The sequence below is a fragment of the Micromonospora ureilytica genome (assembly GCF_015751765.1).
Taxonomy (GTDB): Bacteria; Actinomycetota; Actinomycetes; order Mycobacteriales; family Micromonosporaceae; genus Micromonospora; species Micromonospora ureilytica.
The window spans coordinates 4,728,614-4,745,092 of record NZ_JADOTX010000001.1; the positions used below are offsets into that span (position 1 = coordinate 4,728,614).

General features: G+C 70.1%; 16 protein-coding genes. 2 read left to right on the forward strand and 14 right to left on the reverse strand.

Going from position 1 to position 16,479, the window contains the following annotated elements; genetic code table 11:
* Nucleotides 1-82: 82 nt before the first annotated feature.
* From IW248_RS21365 to IW248_RS21400, 8 genes are all read right to left on the reverse strand, one after another.
* A complete protein-coding gene (locus IW248_RS21365; RefSeq protein WP_196928407.1) occupies nucleotides 83-1,366 on the reverse strand; it encodes a thymidine phosphorylase in 1,284 nt (427 codons plus the stop codon).
* A gap of 175 nt (nucleotides 1,367-1,541) precedes the next feature.
* A complete protein-coding gene (locus IW248_RS21370; protein ID WP_196928408.1) occupies nucleotides 1,542-2,252 on the reverse strand; it encodes a cytidine deaminase in 711 nt (236 codons plus the stop codon).
* Between the two features lie 383 nt (nucleotides 2,253-2,635).
* Nucleotides 2,636-3,916, reverse strand: a complete 1,281-nt coding sequence (locus IW248_RS21375; RefSeq protein WP_124820386.1) for an ABC transporter permease — start codon at nucleotides 3,914-3,916, stop codon at nucleotides 2,636-2,638.
* Nucleotides 3,917-3,919: 3 nt separating this feature from the next.
* Nucleotides 3,920-5,296: an ABC transporter permease gene (locus tag IW248_RS21380; RefSeq protein ID WP_196928409.1), complete on the reverse strand. Its 1,377-nt coding sequence runs from the start codon at nucleotides 5,294-5,296 to the stop codon at nucleotides 3,920-3,922.
* Complete coding sequence (locus IW248_RS21385; protein ID WP_196930300.1) at nucleotides 5,293-6,954, reverse strand: ABC transporter ATP-binding protein; 1,662 nt, start codon at nucleotides 6,952-6,954, stop codon at nucleotides 5,293-5,295. The genes IW248_RS21380 and IW248_RS21385 overlap by 4 nt, the downstream gene beginning before the upstream one ends.
* A gap of 190 nt (nucleotides 6,955-7,144) precedes the next feature.
* On the reverse strand, nucleotides 7,145-8,212 hold the full coding sequence (locus IW248_RS21390; protein ID WP_196930301.1) for a BMP family lipoprotein: 1,068 nt from the start codon (nucleotides 8,210-8,212) through the stop codon (nucleotides 7,145-7,147).
* Between the two features lie 277 nt (nucleotides 8,213-8,489).
* The gene (locus tag IW248_RS21395; RefSeq protein WP_091397247.1) at nucleotides 8,490-8,831 is read right to left on the reverse strand and encodes a hypothetical protein; all 342 of its coding nucleotides are present in this window, start codon (nucleotides 8,829-8,831) and stop codon (nucleotides 8,490-8,492) included.
* 73 nt (nucleotides 8,832-8,904) lie between these two features.
* A complete protein-coding gene (locus IW248_RS21400) occupies nucleotides 8,905-9,627 on the reverse strand; it encodes a glycosyltransferase family 2 protein (RefSeq protein ID WP_196928410.1) in 723 nt (240 codons plus the stop codon).
* Between the two features lie 200 nt (nucleotides 9,628-9,827).
* On the opposite strand from IW248_RS21400, the gene IW248_RS21405 reads away from it, so the two are divergent.
* Nucleotides 9,828-10,874, forward strand: a complete 1,047-nt coding sequence (locus tag IW248_RS21405) for a LacI family DNA-binding transcriptional regulator (protein ID WP_196928411.1) — start codon at nucleotides 9,828-9,830, stop codon at nucleotides 10,872-10,874.
* Nucleotides 10,875-11,224: 350 nt separating this feature from the next.
* Nucleotides 11,225-11,596 (forward strand): VOC family protein, encoded by a 372-nt coding sequence (locus IW248_RS21410; RefSeq protein ID WP_196928412.1) that lies wholly within the window; start codon nucleotides 11,225-11,227, stop codon nucleotides 11,594-11,596.
* 4 nt (nucleotides 11,597-11,600) lie between these two features.
* Here IW248_RS21410 and IW248_RS21415 read toward each other — a convergent pair whose 3' ends face one another.
* From IW248_RS21415 to IW248_RS21440, 6 genes are all read right to left on the reverse strand, one after another.
* Complete coding sequence (locus IW248_RS21415; RefSeq protein WP_124820380.1) at nucleotides 11,601-12,038, reverse strand: hypothetical protein; 438 nt, start codon at nucleotides 12,036-12,038, stop codon at nucleotides 11,601-11,603.
* 81 nt (nucleotides 12,039-12,119) lie between these two features.
* On the reverse strand, nucleotides 12,120-12,494 hold the full coding sequence (locus tag IW248_RS21420) for a GntR family transcriptional regulator (protein ID WP_196930302.1): 375 nt from the start codon (nucleotides 12,492-12,494) through the stop codon (nucleotides 12,120-12,122).
* 11 nt (nucleotides 12,495-12,505) lie between these two features.
* The gene (locus IW248_RS21425) at nucleotides 12,506-13,432 is read right to left on the reverse strand and encodes a YihY/virulence factor BrkB family protein (protein WP_196928413.1); all 927 of its coding nucleotides are present in this window, start codon (nucleotides 13,430-13,432) and stop codon (nucleotides 12,506-12,508) included.
* Nucleotides 13,433-13,510: 78 nt separating this feature from the next.
* A complete protein-coding gene (locus IW248_RS21430) occupies nucleotides 13,511-14,092 on the reverse strand; it encodes a 2'-5' RNA ligase family protein (RefSeq protein WP_372432697.1) in 582 nt (193 codons plus the stop codon).
* A 13-nt stretch (nucleotides 14,093-14,105) separates the two neighbouring features.
* Nucleotides 14,106-15,131 (reverse strand): tryptophan--tRNA ligase, encoded by a 1,026-nt coding sequence (gene trpS / locus IW248_RS21435; protein WP_196928415.1) that lies wholly within the window; start codon nucleotides 15,129-15,131, stop codon nucleotides 14,106-14,108.
* Between the two features lie 33 nt (nucleotides 15,132-15,164).
* Nucleotides 15,165-16,334, reverse strand: a complete 1,170-nt coding sequence (locus IW248_RS21440; protein WP_231396387.1) for a hemolysin family protein — start codon at nucleotides 16,332-16,334, stop codon at nucleotides 15,165-15,167.
* Nucleotides 16,335-16,479 lie beyond the last annotated feature (145 nt).

Sequence of the window (16,479 nt, forward strand, 5' to 3'; positions counted from 1 at the left end):
CGCAAGGCCGGTTGTCCCCCCTTGGCCTGCGACAATAGCGCTCCCAGGTGACCGGCACCACGCCAGGGCGACGCCGGATCGATCAGCCGATGCGTTCGATGACCAACGACGTCGCCGCCGGCGCCGTCGACGCGATCCGCACCGCGTTCGCAGCCTCGGTCAGCGCGGCCGGAATCCGCGTCGCGTCCTCCGCATGCAGCTCGTAGAGCGGGTCACCGGCCCGCACCTCGTCACCCGGCCGCTTGTGCAACACCACACCGGCCGGCACGCTGACCGGGTCCTCCTTGCGCGCCCGACCCGCGCCGAGCCGCCACGCCGCAACCCCCATGGCGTACGCGTCGACGGCCGCGACGTACCCGTCCCGCTCGGCGCGGACCACCTCCACCTCGGCGGCCGTCGGCATCGGCGCGTCCGGGTCGCCGCCCTGCGCCCGGATCATCGCCCGCCAGGAGTCCATGGCCCGGCCATCGCGCAGCGCCGCAGCCGGATCGGCGTCCGGCAAACCGGCGGCGTCGAGCATCTCCCGGGCCAGCGCGAGGGTCAGCTCCACCACGTCGGCGGGTCCACCACCGGCCAGCACCTCGACCGACTCGGTCACCTCGACCGCGTTGCCGATCGCCAGGCCGAGCGGAGTGGACATGTCGGTGAGCAGGGCGACCGTCCGCACACCGTGCGCGCCGCCCAGCTCGACCATGGTGCGCGCCAACTCGCGGGCCTGGTCGACGGACTTCATGAAGGCGCCCGAGCCGACCTTGACGTCGAGGACCAGCGCCCCGGTGCCCTCGGCGATCTTCTTGCTCATGATCGAGCTGGCGATCAGCGGGATCGCCTCGACGGTGCCGGTGACGTCGCGCAACGCGTACAGCTTGCGGTCGGCGGGGGCGAGCCCGGCACCGGCCGCGCAGATCACCGCACCGACCTCGTCCAGCTGGGCGATGAACTCGTCGTTGCTCACCGTGGCCCGCCAGCCCGGGATGGACTCCAACTTGTCCAGTGTGCCGCCGGTGTGCCCGAGACCCCGGCCGCTCAGCTGCGGCACTGCCGCGCCACACGCCGCCACCAATGGGGTGAGCGGCAGAGTGATCTTGTCGCCGACGCCGCCGGTGGAGTGCTTGTCGACAGTCGGCCGGCGTACCGCCGACAGGTCCAACCGCTCACCGCTGGCGATCATCGCGGCGGTCCACCGGGCGATCTCCGGCCCGGTCATGCCGTTGAGCAGGATCGCCATCGCCAGCGCGGACATCTGCTCGTCGGCGACAACCCCCCGGGTGTACGCGTCGACCACCCAGTCGATCTGCGCGTCCGACAGCACACCCCCGTCCCGCTTCACCCGAATAACGTCAACCGCAGCAAAAGCACTACTCATCAGAAGATCTTCCCTAGTCGAATGGAGATGCCGCCCCGCAACCGTGCCCGATGGACGGCGGGTGCCCACGACGGGGCCGGGGCCGACCGTGCCCGGCGGAGGGATCAAGCCTGACCGCCCAGAGCCGGGCACGGTCGGCCCCGGCCCCCAACCGCAACCAACCCAAACCCCAAGCTCAACCAGCAGCCCAGCGCACCGGGATCTCAGCCGGCGGCTCACCCTCGCCGGCCCAGAAGATGGTGCCGGTCGCGTCGACCACCACCACACGGGGAGTCCGGGCCAAGCCCCAGGTGATCGCCTCGGCCGGGTCGTCCCAGCTCGGCGCCTCCTCCAGCACGCCGGTCTCGGCGCCGGCGTCGTCACCGGCCGACCGCTCCCAGTACGCGGTCCAGACCTGCTGGCCGGCGGACATGTCCGGGTGCACGAAGACGGTGCCGCGCCCGCGCCAGGCAGCGAGCCGTTCCGGGACCACCGGCACCGGCGTCTCCCCGGTAACGGCCTCCAGGTCCTCCACGCCGAAGGCGTGCGGTAGCAGCTCGGCCATCCGCAGGGGCCGGGTCTTGCTCTCGATCAGGCACTCCGGCCCGCCGTTCTCCCAGAGCAGCTGCCGGCAGCGACCACACGGCATCAGCGGCTCACCGGTGGCGTCGACGCAGGACAACGCGACGAGTCGGCCTCCGCCGGTGGCGTGCAGGCTGGAAACGACCCCGCACTCGGCGCACAGCGTCACCCCGTACGCGGCGTTCTCCACGTTGCAGCCGACCACCACACGGCCGTCGTCGACCAGCGCGGCCGCGCCGACCGGAAACGTCGAGTACGGCGCGTACGCGTGCCGCATCGCCTCGGTGGCGGCGGCACGCAGCCGCGCCCAGTCAATGTCGGTCATGCCACCATTCTGCCCAAGGAGCCCAGGTCAGAAGCGGGCAGGGCCGGGTACACAGGCACCCTTCGGAGACTCGGCCGCGCCACCGCACCCCCTCCCATGATCAGGCGATGAAAAGTAGGTCAGAGACGCCCCCTGACACCTACTTCTCATCACCTGATCATGGGAGAGGACACGTGTCACTGCGGCGATCGGCGCACTTCCGCGACCTTCTACCCTCACCGGTCGCCGATGATCGACCTGCGGAACGGACTCACGCAGCGACGGTGGCTGATCGGGCACGACAGCTGTTTCGCGATGCGCCACGTCTGGGCGTACTCCTGGGAGGGGCTGGATGGGCACGGGGCGCACCCGGCGGGGAGGCCCGCCGGGCGCGCCTGCGCGGGTCAGCCCTTGATGTAGGGCTTGCCGTCGGCGGCCGGTGCCCGGACCCGGCCGACCAGCCCGGCGACGGCCAGGATGGTCGCCAGGTAGGGCAGCATGGCCAGGAACTGGCTGGGGATCGAGCTGCTGATCGCGCCCAGGTAGGTGGCGAGCTGGTCGGCGAAACCGAAGAAGAGCGCGGCGAGCAACGCGCCTGTCGGGTTCCACCGGCCGAAGATCAGCGCAGCCAGTGCGATGAAGCCCTTACCGCCGATCATGTTCTTGGTGAACGAGTAGAGCGCCAGCGTGTAGGACGCCCCGCCGATGCCGGCGACCACGCCGGCCAGCAGCACGTTGCGGTAGCGCACCCGCAGCACCTTGACGCCGAGCGTGTCGGCGGCGATCGGGTGTTCGCCGACCGAGCGGGTGCGCAGCCCCCACCGGGTGCGGAACAGCCCGATGTGGATCACCAGCACCAGGAGCAGCCCGACGTAGAGGAAGATGTTGCCGCGGAACAACGCCGGCCCGAGCACCGGGATGTCCTTCAGCAACGGGATCTCCCAGTTGCTGAAGCGGGGCGCGCTGTTGTACTTCGCGGCGTCGGTCTGCATCAGCCGCTCGTAGAGGAAGCCGGTGACGCCGACCGCCAGCAGGTTCAGCACGATGCCCATGACGACCTGGTCGACCAGGTAGCGGATGGCGAAGACGGCCAGCAGCAGCGAGATGAACGCGCCACCGAGCGCTGCGGCGACCAGGCCCACCCAGACGCTGCCGGAGAGGCTGCCGAACAGGGCGCCGCTGAACGCGCCCATCAGCAGCTGACCCTCGATGGCCACGTTGACCACGCCGGAGCGTTCGCAGAGCACCCCGGCGAGCGCGCCGAAGATCAGCGGCAGGGCCAGGATGAACGTGCCCCGGATGATGTTGACAAGTGGCATGAAGTTCTGCCCGGCCGGCGCGGCGGAGACCTGCCAGCAGAGGAACGACAGCACGAACCCGACGAGCCCGACGCCGAGCACGGGAAGGAACCACCGCTTCGGCACTCCGGCGAGCAGCGCCGCGCCGGCGGCGATCGTGATGATCCCGAACAGGATCGCCCCGATCGTGCCGTTGATCTCCAGTGCGGCGCCGGCCGCGTCGTCGCTGAGCGTGAACCGGGCCTGCTGGTCGGTGGCGAGCGCGCCGAAGAGCACCGCGGACAGCAGACCGAGCCCCAGCAGCGTGAGGCCGACCTTGCGGCTACGGGTCCAGAAGCCCTCGTCGACGGGGGCGACGGCGATGTCGGGGACAGCCATGGTGGACATGAGTTACCAGCCCTTCGCCAGGCTCGTCTGCAACCGGGCGGCGCGTGCGGCCCGGAGCTGGAAGATCGCCTTCACCAGGGCCGGCGCGGCGATGAAGATGACGATCAGCGCCTGGAGCACGGTCACCAGCTCCAGCGAGATCCCGGAGTACGACTGCATCCGGTTACCACCGGCCTGCAGCGCCCCGAACAGCAGCGCGGCGAGCAACACCCCCCAGGGCTTCACCCGCCCCAGCAGCGCCACCAGGATGCCGTCGAAGCCGATCTGCGCGACCACCAGCGGGGTCAACGCGCTGGCGGTGGAGCCGAGCACCATGTTCGAGCCGCCGAGGCCCGCCAGGATGCCGGCGAAGACCATGATCAGGATGTACGTCCGGGTGACGCTGATGCCTGCGGTCCGGGCGGCGTCCGGGTTGGCGCCGACCGCGCGCAGCTCGAAGCCGAGCGTCGAGCGGTTGAGCAACCAGGCGACCGCCCAGGTGGCCAGCACGGCGAGCAGGATGCCGGCGTGCACCCGCAGGTTGTCGCCGAGCAGTCGGGGCAGCTGGGCGGAGGTGTCCACCGCCTTGCTGATCGCGTCGGTGCGGGTCGGGTCCTGCACGCCGTTCTGCACGATCAACCAGGTGAGGAAGTACGTGGCGACGTAGTTGAGCATGATCGTGTTGATCACCTCGTGCGCGCCGGCACGGGCCTTGAGGATGCCGGGGATGAAACCCCAGATCGCTCCACCCAGCGCGCCGGCCAGCACCGCCACCAACAGGTGCAGGCCGGGCGGCAACGGCAGCAGGAAACCGGCCAGCGCCGCCATGATGACGCCGATGGTGGCCTGCCCCTGGGCGCCGATGTTGAACAGGCCGCCACGGAAGGCCAGCGCCACCGACAGACCGGTGAAGACCAACGGCGCCGCGTAGGTCAGCGTCTCCGAGATCGGCGCGAGCACGGCCTGCCAGCCGTTGGCGCCGTCCAACCAGCCGGAGAACGCCTCGGGGTCGAAGATCGAGCCCTTGAACAGGTTCGCGTACGCCTCACTGACGAGCGTCCAGCTGGAGTTGATCGCGTCGGACGGGCGGGAGGTGATGTACGAGTAGGTGGAGAGCACTGCCGGATCAGAAATGATCATCAGCACCGCGCCGACAACGATCGCCAGCACCAACGACAGCAGCGTGACAGTGAAGGTGTTGGCCGCCCAGAGGTTGTCCAGGAACAACCTGCCCAGGCTCGGCTTCGACTCCGGCTCCGGGTCCGGCTTCGCCACCGAGCGGTCCGGCTCGGTCGCCACCTCGGCCCGTTCGGTGTTGCCGAGCGCGTTCTGCGCGGCCTGCGCCTCGCTCGCCGGCTCCTTGTCCGGCGAGCCGGACTGCGGGTTGGGGGGATTGGTCATGCCTTGTCCTCGCTCGCGGAGCCCGCGTCGCCTGCCGGGCTCCCGTCTGGCACGCCGGGCTTGTCGGCGGCGGACGCCGTACCGGGCTTGTCGGCGGCGGATGCCGCATCGGGCTTGTCGGCGGCGGGTGCTGCGGTGGCGTCGTGTGCCTCGTCCGGGCTGATGCCGGCCATCAGCAGACCGATCTCCTCACGCGGAGTGTCCGGTCCGACGATGCCGATGATCCGACCGCGGTACATCACCGCGATCCGGTCGGCCAGCCCGATCACCTCGTCGAGTTCGCTGGAGACCACCATGACGGCGGTGCCGATGTCCCGCTCGCGGATGATCTGGCTGTGGATGAACTCGATCGACCCGACGTCGACGCCACGGGTCGGCTGGGCGGCGATGAAGAGCTTCAGCGGCCGGGACAGCTCCCGGGCCACGATCACCTTCTGCTGGTTGCCGCCGGAGAGGGTGCCCACCGCCGCGTCGGCCGATGAGGTACGGACGTCGAACTGCTCGATCCGTTCCTTCGCCGAGGCGGCGATCGCGTCCGGCTTCAGCGCGAGCCCGGCCCCGAACGGCGGCCGGTCGTAGATGTCCAGCACCAGGTTCTCCGCGACGCTGAACTCCTTGACCAGGCCGTCCACGCTGCGGTCCTCGGGCACGTAGCCGACGCCCGCCCGGAGCACCTTCTTGGGCTTCCAACCGTCGATCCGGTCGCCGGCCAGGCTGACCGTGCCGGCGAGCACCGGGCGCAGGCCCATGATCGCCTCGATCAGCTCGGTCTGACCGTTGCCTTGTACGCCCGCCACGCCGAGCACCTCGCCGGCGCGCACGGTCAGGTCGATGCCGTCGACCGCACGGATCTGCCGGTCGTCGTCGACGACCAGCCCGGCCACCTCCAGCACCGGGTCGCCCGGCGTGGCCGGGGTCTTGTCCACGGTGAGCCGGACGTTGCGCCCGACCATCAACGCGGCCAGCTCGTCCCGGCTGGCCTCCGGCGAGGCGGTGCCGACGGTCTTTCCGCGTCGGATCACGGTGATCCGGTCGGCGATGGCCTTGACCTCGCCGAGCTTGTGGGTGATGAAGACGATCGACTTGCCGGCCGCCTTGAGCGACCGCATGACCGTCAGCAGTTCCTCGGTCTCCTGGGGGGTGAGCACCGCGGTCGGCTCGTCCAGGATGAGCAGGTCGACGTCGCGGGTGAGCGCCTTGACGATCTCGACTCGCTGCTGGATGCCGACCGGCAGGTCCTCGATCACCGCGTCCGGGTCGACCCGCAGGTTGTAGCGCTCGGACACCTCGGTGACCTCGCGCCGGGCCCGACGCCGGTCCAGGAAGCCGGCGATGCCGCCCCTGACCTGCTCCGCGCCGAGCATGATGTTTTCGGCGACGGTGAAGACCGGCACCAGCATGAAGTGCTGGTGCACCATGCCGATCCCGGCCCCGATCGCGTCGGATGGGCCCTTCAGCTTCAGCGGCTTGCCGTCGACCAGGATCTCGCCCTCGTCGGGCTGGTACAGCCCGTAGAGCACGTTCATCAGTGTCGACTTGCCCGCGCCGTTCTCGCCGAGGAGGGCGTGAATCTCTCCAGGCTCCACCGTCAGGTCGATGTGATCGTTGGCGACCAGATCACCGAACCGCTTGGTGATGCCGCGCAGTTCGAGTCTCAGCGCAACCTCCTGGAGTGCGAGCGATGGTGCAGCCTAGCTGCCGTGGAACCGGCCGGATCGGACCGGCCGCCGTGGTGCGCGATCGGCCGCTCCGACCCCGCGGGGCACCCGCAGAGCCGGAGCGGCCGATCGGTCGTACCTGTCCCCCGCCGACCCTCCCGATGATCGCATCGGAGGGGCCGGCCGGTCGTCACTTGGTCGGCTGGGCCTTCGAGGTGACGGTGATGGTGCCGGCGGCGATGTCCGCCTTGATCTTGTCGACCTCGGCCTTCAGCTCGGCCGGAACCTTGCTGTCGAAGTCGTGGTACGGGGCGATCGAGACACCGTTGTTGGCCAGGGTGCCGACGAAGCCCGGCTTGGCCGGCAGCTTGTCACCGGCGGCGGCCTTCACCACGGCCTCCTTGACGGCGTCCGGGATGTTCTTGACCACCGTGGTGATGATCGCTGAGCAGTCCGGGGTGCTCTCGCAGCCGTCGACGTCCACCCAGATGGTGCTGTACTTGCCACCCGACGCCTTGGCCGCGGCCGTGGTGCCGAGGCCGGAGCCGCCGGCGACCGGCATGATGATGTCCGCGCCCTGGGCGACCAGCGCGTCGGAAACCTTCTTGCCCTCGTCCTGCTTGGCGAAGTCGTTGGTGAAGGAGCCCTTCTGAGTCTCCTTGTTCCAACCCAGCGCCTGGACGTTCTTGCCCTTGGTGGTGTTGAAGTACTTCACACCGTCGACGAAGCCGTCCATGAAGATGGTCACCGGCGGGATCGGCAGACCACCGTAGGTGCCCACCTTGCCGGACTTGCTCATCCCGGCGGCCAGGTAACCGGCCTGGAACGCGGCCTGGGCGGTGTCGAACTGCATCGGGTAGACGTTGGCGTCACCAGTGTTCGCGTCGACGATGCCGAACTCCTGGTTCGGGTTCGCCTTGGCGATCTTCGAGGTGGCGTTGCCCATCAGGCCACCGACCGCCAGGATGAAGTCGCACTTCTGGTTGACGTACTGCGTCAGGTTCGGCTCGTAGTCGGCCTCCGCCTTCGACGCGACGAACTTGATGTCGATGTTGTCGTTGGCGGCCTTGGCCTCCTGCAGACCCTTCCAGGCCGAGGTGTTGAACGACTTGTCGTCGATGCCGCCGACGTCGGTCACCATGCAGGCGCTGAACTTCTTGGCGCCACTGCCGGCGTTGTTGTCATCCTTGGGCGCCTCGCCACAAGCGGCGGCGGTGAGCGCGAGCCCACCCACCGCGAAGATCGAGGCGATCCGCATCCCACGCACCGAGCGCAAGACGTCTCCTTCCCATTGCACACCGCGCCTTGTGCGGTGGCAGCCCATCAGCCGACCTGCGGGTGTGCCGCCGGCTGTCCCACGTTACGGACGGGAGCGTACGCCCGCGCCCACCCACCGGCCGACAATCGTGCACGACTGTTGAGCGCCTGTTACCCGGGTGTAACCCTTGCGTGGGGCACGTCACTCTTCGTGCTGGCAAGCGAGCGCCGGGGCGTCCGCAACGTCCGTTTTCTGGAGGCGATTTCCACCTCGGACGTTACCGCCAAAAGACCGCGACCGCCGCGTTGACCAGGGTCAGACCGACGATCGCGAGGAAATGACCCCGGTTTACCACGTCCCGCTTCCGGGAGAAGAAGACCATGACGAAGATCAGCAGCGCGATCACCAACTTCGTCACAAGTTTTGCCGGTGCCGGCTCGTCGCCGTCGCGCAACGGCGCGGACAGGCCCAGCCCGGTCAGCAACTGGATCACCGCGCCCCACAGCATGGCCGGGTTGATCCGCAACCGACCGCTGGCGTACTGCGCGATCGAGCCGCCGAGCAGCAGGGCGAACCCGATCAGATGGACGTAGAGAAGGATGAGTCTGAGAGCTTCCACGGTCGCCATACTTCCCTATGAACGACGGATCGTAGTAGTGGGAACCGCCGACGGGCGCGGTGCTTCGTTGTCGTCATCGATCAGCGAGCGTCTGGGCGGGGACGACGCCGGGACGACGCCGGGCGCGTTCCCGGCCCAGGATCCACAACGCCTCGATCCCGTTCCGCCAGGTGATCTTCTTGCCCTCGGCGCGGCCCCGCGCCCGGTAGGTGATCGGCACGTCGTAGGGGCGGATCCGCCGCCGCAGCAGTTTGCCTGTCACCTCGGCCTCCATGCCGAACCCGCGGGACCGGATGTCCAGCGACCGGTACAGCTCCACCGGCATCAGCTTGAAGCACGTCTCCAGGTCGGCGATGTAGGTATTGAACAAGACGTTCGCCGCCGTGGTGACCCCCCGGTTTCCGACCACGTACCAGAAGCTGTAGGCGCTGTGGCTGCCGAAGGTGCGGTTGCCGTAGACGACTGTCGCGTGCCCCTCCAGCACCGGCGCCAACAGCTTCGGAATGTCCTGTGGGTCGTACTCCAGATCGGCGTCCAGGATCACCATGTACTCGCCGCGGGCGCTGTCCACGGCCGTCCTGATCGCCGCGCCCTTGCCCGCGTTACGCGGGTGCGTCACGACCCGCAGCCGCGCGTCATCCATCCGAGCGAGGATCCCCGGAGTCTCGTCCGTACTACCGTCGTCGACCACCACGATCTCGATCTCGCACGGGTACCGCACGGCGAGAGCCTGCTTCAGGGCCTCGGCGACGCGTTCCGCCTCGTTGTAGACCGGCATCAAGATCGACAGTTGCACGAGAGTCTCCCGGGAACAGCGCCGGACGGCGGATGAGAGGGCGGCCGGCCCCCACCAGCGGCTAGTGAAGCAGGCGCGCCACGGGTTCGCTAACCCGCTCTCGCTGAGCGACGTCGGCGCCAGCAACCCATGCCATTGCAAGTTGTGGAAGGGCTTGCAGGGCACCCCGCAAGAAATTGCCGGTGGGCTAAAGTGCCGCCATGCGCGCTCGACTGTCCGACATCGCCCAGCAGGCCCAGGTCAGCGAGGCCACGGTGTCGCGGGTGCTCAACGACCGCCCCGGCGTGGCGGTGGAGACCCGGCAGGTCGTCCTCACCGCCCTCGACGTGCTCGGGTACGAGCGCCCGGCCCGGCTGCGTAAGCGCAGCGCCGGGCTGGTCGGCCTGGTGGTGCCGGAGCTGGACAACCCGATCTTCCCCGCCTTCGCCCAGGTCATCGAGTCCACTTTGGCGCAGAGCGGGTTCACCCCGGTGCTCTGCACCCAGACCGCCGGCGGCGTGACCGAGGACGAATACGTGGAGATGCTGCTGGACCGGCAGGTCTCCGGGATCGTCTTCGTCTCCGGCCTGCACGCGGACACCGCAGCCAACCACGACCGCTACCGCGCGCTGCTCGCCCGGCCGTTGCCGGTCGTGATGATCAACGGGTACGTGCCCGGCATCGGCGCGCCCTTCGTCTCCTGTGACGATCGGGAGGCGGCCGAGCTGGCCGTCGCCCACCTGGTCGCGCTCGGGCACCGACGGATCGGCCTGATCACCGGCCCGGACCGGTTCGTCCCGGTGCAGCGCAAGGTGGCCGGCTGGCGGTCCGCGATGACCAGGCTGGCCGGTGTCGCCGAAGCCGACCTGGGCCCACTGGCCGAGCTGTCACTGTTCGGAGTGGAGGGTGGCGAGGCGGCGGCCGGTCGACTGCTGGACCGCGGCGTCACAGGCGTAGTGTGCGGCTCCGACCTGATGGCGCTCGGCGCGATCCGGGCCGCCCGCCAACGCGGCCTCGACGTGCCCGACGGCCTGTCCGTGGTGGGTTATGACGACTCACCGCTGATGGCCTTCACCGACCCGCCACTGACAACCATGCGGCAGCCGGTCACCGCGATGGCGGTGGCCGCCGTCCGCGCCCTGGTGGACGAGATCAACGGGCACGGCGCCCCGCACTCGGAGTACCTGTTCCGACCGGAGCTGGTGGTGCGCGGCTCCACCGCTGTCGCGCCGAGTTCCGCACGCCTTTCTTACGCAAGATCTGCTTGACTCTTGCAGCGACAGGCCGGCATATCGCTCGAATGATCAGCGCCGCCCGCCCGCCGCACGACACCGGTCGCCGGCGACGAGCTCACCGAGCAGGGCCCGGCCATCTGCTGCCAATTGACGCGGCAGCCTGGTTGGAACAGCGCTGAACGGGTAACTCGTTCCCGACCTGGTCGTTCGTCGTGCCCCGCGCCGACGGGCGACTGGGCTACCGACCCCTTGTGGTGGGGGGTGAGGTGCCACCGGCGCCATGCGGAGTCCGCTCCGCGTGGCGCCGGTGTCCGTATACGCCGGTGATTAGACCCAGGCGTCGTGGGTACCGCATCGGGCACCATCGCTACGGAGGTGACCCCATGGTGGTACGGATCGCCCAGTGCACGCTCGACGTCGAGGACCTGGGCCTGATGGTCGCGTTCTGGTCGGCGGCGCTCGGCTACGAGGTCGAGCAGGGCGACGACGGCAGCGCCAAGCTCTGGCCGCCGGGGCAGCCGTCCGCGGCCGCGCCCACAGTGTGGTTGCAGGGCTCGGGCACCGCCAAGCGCGGCAAGAACCGGCTGCACCTCGACCTGGTCGCGGACGCGGACCCCCAGGCCGAGCTACGCCGGCTGCTGAGCCTCGGCGCGCGGCAGGTCGATGTCGGGCAGACCGGGGCCGAACAGTTCACGGTGCTCGCCGACCCCGAGGGCAACGAGTTCTGCGTGCTGGACCGCGCGCCGACCCGCTGACGGGTTACTTCGCGGTGAGCAACGCCGCGATCCGGGTCCAGCCGGCGCGTACCTCGGCCTCGTCCGGCGGTTCGGCGGGCTCACCGTGGCCGGCCTCGTCGGCTGCCGCGTCCAACTCCTCGTCGATCACGTCCTCGAAGTCCCCGTACAGGTCGGCGCCCTCCACCTGACGGGCCTCGTCCTCGGCGGCGACCTGCGCGGCGGCGATCTCGCTGCGGATCTCGTCGGGAGACAGGGCCGGCAGCAACGGCTCCACAACGGCCATCAGCTGCTCCTCGGCCACCACCGCCTCGGCCAGGGCCAACGCGTGCGGTCGCTCGTACGGCCCGCAGACCACCGGCTCCCACTCGTCGAGATCACCGAGCGGACCGAAGGTGATGATCCACGGCAGGCCGAGGAGCGGTGAGTCCGCCGGCAGGTCAAGTGTCATGAGTGCGCCCACCGGCTCATCATGGTCCGCGAACGCGAGCACCGACGCCGTTCTGCTCAGTTATCGCCCGTCCGACTGTCGATCGGTGGCCGGTCAGCCGGGGCGGACCGCGTCCAGGGCGGCGCGGACCAGGGCGAGCGCGGTGGTCGACGGCACGCCGAGCCGGGCCGCCTCCGCCGCGTAGCCGGCCGCCGCCCGCTGTAACCGGTCGACGGCGTCGTCCCGCCCGGGGGCGACGAAGGTGCCGTTGCGCCCCCGGGTCTCCAGCAGCCCGGCCGCCTCCAACTCCCGGTAGGCGCGGGCCACCGTGTTCGCGGCCAGCCGTAGGTCGGCGGCGAGCTGCCGGACGGTGGGCAGTCGGTTGCCCACCGGCAACCGGCCGTCGCCGATCAGCTCGGCGAGCTGCACGCGCACCTGCTCGTACGGGGGCACCGACGAGTCCGGGTCGACCGAGATCAGCACCTGCATACCTTCCGTCGTCAACCCGCACCACCCGGCGTACCAGGGTCGGTGTCCTCGTCGACCACCCTGGCCGGCGCGGGGGTCTCCGCCAGGTCCACGACCCGGCCGTTGGTGCTGGTCGCGAGGAGCGCCGCGCCGAACAGCACCAGCTGGTTGAGCAGGTAGAGGTAGAGCAGCAGACCGACGGCGCCGGCCACCACCGTGTACGCCGGATTCCGCTCCGTCCGCACCACGTAGTAGCGCCCGACGGTGTTCAGCAACGTGATACCGACCGCCACCAGCAACACCACCGGGCGCAGCCGGGAGCGGCTCATCCGCAGCCGGGGCACGGCGAGCAGCAACGCGGCGGCGAGCACGGTGTTGACCAGCACGCTGAGCACCGCGCTGATCGTGGTCAGACCGACCGAGCCGGTGCTCCGCAGCAGGAAACGCAGCAGCGACTCCAGCGCGTCCACCGCCGCGACCGAGAGGCCGAGCAGCACGAACACGCCGATCATCACGCCCAGGTCGACGAGCCGCCGCATCACCAGATTGCCCGGCTGCTGGTTGAGCGCGTACATCAGCCGCTGCGAGGACCGGATGGCCTCCACCCAGCCGATCCCGGTGAAGACCAGGATGATCAGGCCGACCACACCGACCGTGCCGCTGGAGTTGGCGATCTGCTCGGCGTCCAGGAACGGCAGATTCTCCTTGAGGAAGTTGGCCGCCGCCGCGCTGACCTCGTCGTTGTCCTCCAGGATCGCGCCGAAGATGGAGAACGCGACAAGAGCGAGAGCGAACACCGCGAAGAAGCCGTAGTAGGCGATCGCGGCGGCCAACCGGCCGGCCAGCACCTCGCCGTACAGCACGCCGGCCCGCCACACATGATCGAACAGCCCCGACCGGTGGCGCGCGGCGCTCACCCAGCGGTCGATGCCCGCCTCGATCTGGCCGATCACGTTCACGCGATCATCCTCGCCGATCTCCCACCGCTGTAGTGGCAACCGGCTTCCGATGCTCGCCGGCCGGCGCGTCGCCGCGCTTCAGTTGCCGAGGCAGAAGTCCCGACGCGGCTGCCACCTGGCCTGCCCGCTGTGCGAGAAGAGGGTGAACGCGTCGACCTCGAACATCGCGGAGAAGTCCGCCAGGTCCTCGTACACCCTGTCCAGGGCCTCCGGCGCAACGTCCTGAGCCACGGTGACGTGCGGATGGTACGGGAAGCGAAGCTCGCGGTGCAGGCCCGGCGCCGCGGCGATGGCCGCGGCCAGCAGCTCGCATTCACTGATCCCGGCCGCCACCGTCACGAACACCACCTGGGTGACCGGACGGAACGTGCCGGTGCCCCGCAGGTGCAACGTGAACGGCAGGTGCGCGGCGGCGACAGCGGCCAGGTGCCGCTCGACCGCGGGCAGGTTGGCCGTCCGGATCTCGGTGGGACCGAGCAACGTCACGTGCGCGGGCACCGCCAGCGGATCACCGGCCTCGACCCGCCGCCGGGTGAGCTGGGCACCCCATGGTTCGGGGATGTCCACCGCGATGCCGATCTGGATGGTGTCGCCGGTCGGCGGCACCCCACCACTGCGATCCACGCTTCGCGCCGCCCCTCCGAGCACCGACCCGTCCACGTCTATCGCGGAGCTACTCGCCGCGCACGGGCGGGAAGAACCCGACCCGCTCGTACGCGGACCGCAGGGTCGTCGCGGCCACCGCACGGGCCTTCTCCGCGCCGGCCGCGAGCAGCTTGTCCAGCTGCGCCGGATCGTCGAGGTAGGCGCGGGTGCGCTCCTGGATCGGACGGACGAAGTCCGTCACCACCTCGGCCAGCTCCTTCTTCAGATCGCCGTAGCCGCAGCCCGCGTACGCGGCCACCAGCTCGTCGATGCTGCGGCCGCTGAGCGCCGAGTGGATGGTCAACAGGTTGGACACACCCGGCTTGGTCTCGGCGTCGAAGACGATCTCCCGACCGGTGTCGGTCACCGCCGAACGGATCTTCTTCGCGGACCGGGCCGGATCGTCGAGCAGGTCGATGATGCCGGCCGGCGAGGACGACGACTTCGACATCTTCGCGGTCGGGTCCTGCAGGTCGGTGATCTTGGCAGTGTCCTTGACGATGTGCGGCGCGGGCACCGTGAACGTCGCGCCGAACAGCGAGTTGAACCGCTGGGCCAGATCCCGGGAGAGCTCCAGGTGCTGGCGCTGGTCCTCACCGACCGGCACCGCGTTGGCCTGGTAGAGCAGGATGTCGGCGGCCTGCAGGACCGGATAGGTGAACAGCCCAACGCTGGCCCGCTCGTTGCCCTGCTTCTGCGACTTGTCCTTGAACTGGGTCATCCGGCTGGCCTCGCCGAAGCCGGTGATGCAGCCGAGCACCCAGGCCAACTGCGGGTGCTCGGGCACCTGCGACTGGACGAACAGGGTGCTGCGTTCCGGGTCGAGCCCGACCGCGAAGAGCTGCGCCGCAGCCACCCGGGTCCGCTGGCGCAGCAGCGCCGGGTCGTGCCCCGCGGTGATGGCGTGCAGGTCCACCACGCAGTAGAACGCGTCGTGCGTGTCCTGTAGTGCCACCCAGTGTCGCACCGCGCCCAGATAGTTGCCGAGGTGGAACGAGTCGGCTGTCGGCTGGATGCCGGAGAAGACGCGGGGCCGGGCGGGAACGTCGGACATGGCGATAATTCTGTCAGCAAGCAACCCGGTCCGTCATGACGGGCCGGCGGGTCGGCTTCGGCCCGCCGGTGCCGGGGCGCTGACCTCGCGTGGTTCGCCCGCGCCGACCCGGCGCGTCGGCCCGACCGCGACCCGGCGGTGCTGCCCCGCCACCGTCTCCCGGGCCGACTCCGGGCCGCCCGCCGAGGCCGGCGCGGCGTCGTGCCCGCGGCGCTGCTCCGTGTTCGGCTCGCGGCGTTGCTCGGTGGTGCGGGTGGCGGAGACGGCGAGTTGGGCCACCCGGCGGCCGTCCAACGCGAGCACCCGCAGCAGCCAGCCGGCCGACAGCTCGGCCGGATCGGGCGCGCCGACGGCGGCGGGCTCGGCGGGCACCGGTACCTCGTCGCCGGTCACCGGGAGTCGGCCCAGCGCGGCCATGACGAACCCGCCCACCGTCTCGTACGGTCCGGCGGGTAGCGCCACCCCGGTCCGCTCGGCGAAGTCGGCGAGGTTGAGGCGGCCGTCCACCACGGCGGGCAGGCCGGCGTGCACCGGGTCCGGGGTGGCGTCGTACTCGTCGTGGATCTCACCGATCAACTCCTCGATGAGGTCCTCCAGGGTGACGATCCCGGCCGTGCCCCCGTACTCGTCGACCACCACCGCGAGGTGCTGACCCTCCCGGCGCATCTCGGTCAGCGCGGCGAGCACGCGTTTGCTGCCGGGGAGCCGCTTCACCTCCCGGGCCAGCTCGCCGACGGTGACGCACGGGTCGGCGTCCGGGCGCAGCAGGACGTCACGGAGGTGCACGAAGCCGACCACGTCGTCGTGGGTGCCGTCGGTGACCGGATAGCGGGTGTGCGTTTCGGCGCGGACCAGTCGGGCGGCTTCGACGATGGTCAGCCGCGCCGGCAGGAAGACCACCTCGGTGCGCGGCATCATCACCTCGCGGATCAGACTGGCGCCGGCCACCAGGACCTCGTCGATGATCCGCCGCTCGTCCGGGTCGAGCACCGTGTTCGCCGCGACCAGGTCCCGCAGATCGGCCTCCGAGATGCGCTCCCGGCCGGCCGTCGGACCGGTCCCGAGCAGATCGGTGACGAGACGGGTGGCGCCATCCGCGGCGCGGACCAGCACCCGGGCGACGGCCCGGGCAAGCGGGCCGGAGTCGCGGCGGGGATGTGCCCGCACGCGTCGCCGGAGCCCGGTACGGGCCACTTCCCGCATGACAGAGATGGTAGACACCGTGGGCCCACGGCACCCAGGATCACGCGGAGCGGCCCACAGATGTTCGGCTCTGTTTAATCATGAGAGATTATGATGGAATGGGCTTGACGGTGGCATCGGCTCGGATGCCGGCCACCGCCCTAGT

Bases quoted from the DNA above. Each gene is read 5' to 3' on its own strand.
- IW248_RS21365 (WP_196928407.1), bottom strand. From the start codon at position 1,366: ATGAGTAGTGCTTTTGCTGCGGTTGACGTTATTCGGGTGAAGCGGGAC.
- IW248_RS21370 (WP_196928408.1), bottom strand. From the start codon at position 2,252: ATGACCGACATTGACTGGGCGCGGCTGCGTGCCGCCGCCACCGAGGCG.
- IW248_RS21375 (WP_124820386.1), bottom strand. From the start codon at position 3,916: ATGTCCACCATGGCTGTCCCCGACATCGCCGTCGCCCCCGTCGACGAG.
- IW248_RS21380 (WP_196928409.1), bottom strand. From the start codon at position 5,296: ATGACCAATCCCCCCAACCCGCAGTCCGGCTCGCCGGACAAGGAGCCG.
- IW248_RS21390 (WP_196930301.1), bottom strand. From the start codon at position 8,212: ATGCGGATCGCCTCGATCTTCGCGGTGGGTGGGCTCGCGCTCACCGCC.
- IW248_RS21405 (WP_196928411.1), top strand. From the start codon at position 9,828: ATGCGCGCTCGACTGTCCGACATCGCCCAGCAGGCCCAGGTCAGCGAG.
- IW248_RS21410 (WP_196928412.1), top strand. From the start codon at position 11,225: ATGGTGGTACGGATCGCCCAGTGCACGCTCGACGTCGAGGACCTGGGC.
- IW248_RS21420 (WP_196930302.1), bottom strand. From the start codon at position 12,494: ATGCAGGTGCTGATCTCGGTCGACCCGGACTCGTCGGTGCCCCCGTAC.
- trpS (WP_196928415.1), bottom strand. From the start codon at position 15,131: ATGTCCGACGTTCCCGCCCGGCCCCGCGTCTTCTCCGGCATCCAGCCG.
- IW248_RS21440 (WP_231396387.1), bottom strand. From the start codon at position 16,334: ATGCGGGAAGTGGCCCGTACCGGGCTCCGGCGACGCGTGCGGGCACAT.